The organism is Mesorhizobium sp. M7A.F.Ca.AU.002.02.1.1, assembly GCF_003998535.1.
GTDB classification, from domain to species: Bacteria; Pseudomonadota; Alphaproteobacteria; order Rhizobiales; family Rhizobiaceae; genus Mesorhizobium; species Mesorhizobium ciceri.
Genome location: NZ_RZPB01001457.1, coordinates 1 through 534, shown reverse-complemented (window position 1 = coordinate 534; position 534 = coordinate 1). Strand labels below are relative to the sequence as shown.

1 protein-coding gene and 1 pseudogene are annotated in these 534 nt (G+C 61.8%); both read right to left on the bottom strand.

Translation table 11 applies throughout. The features are described 5' to 3' along the window. Nucleotides 1–283 (bottom strand): aldo/keto reductase (locus EN879_RS38350; RefSeq protein ID WP_206521121.1); only part of this gene is annotated, 283 nt, incomplete at its 3' end. Nucleotides 284–405: 122 nt separating this feature from the next. Next, nucleotides 406–534: pseudogene (locus EN879_RS40520) on the bottom strand (gfo/Idh/MocA family oxidoreductase); the annotation flags it as partial.

The window sequence follows — 534 nt, the reverse complement described above, 5'->3', positions numbered from 1 at the left end:
AGATGATCAGTTCGTCGCGGTAGGCAGCGAAGTCGGTGCGCAGGATCTCACCGAAGGCGGTTTCGGCAGAACCGGGCGGCGGACCGTAATTGTTGGCGAGGTCGAAATGCGTGATGCCGAGGTCGAAGGCCTTGCGCGCGATCGCCTGCTTGGTCTTGTGCGGCGTGTCGTTGCCGAAATTGTGCCACAGGCCCAGCGAGATCGCCGGCAGCTTCAGGCCGGAGCGGCCACAGCGGTTGTAGACCATTTTCTCGTAACGATTTTCGGCGGGCGTGTAGGGCATCGGAAAATCCTCGAATGGAAACGAGCCGGTCGGCTGCATTCGTCACAACGCGGCGAGTTGGCTCTGCCCCCCACCCTTACCCTCTCTCCGTCGAAACGGGGAGAGGGTTGAGGTGTGCTGCCCTATTTCTTCTTCGCCAAAAGCGCCTTGGCTTCCTTGACGCCAAGTGCGGCCGGCCGTTCGCAGGTGGTCTGCATGGCGACGAACTTGCCGGTTTCGCCGGAACGCAGCAGGCTGGTCATCACGTCGAC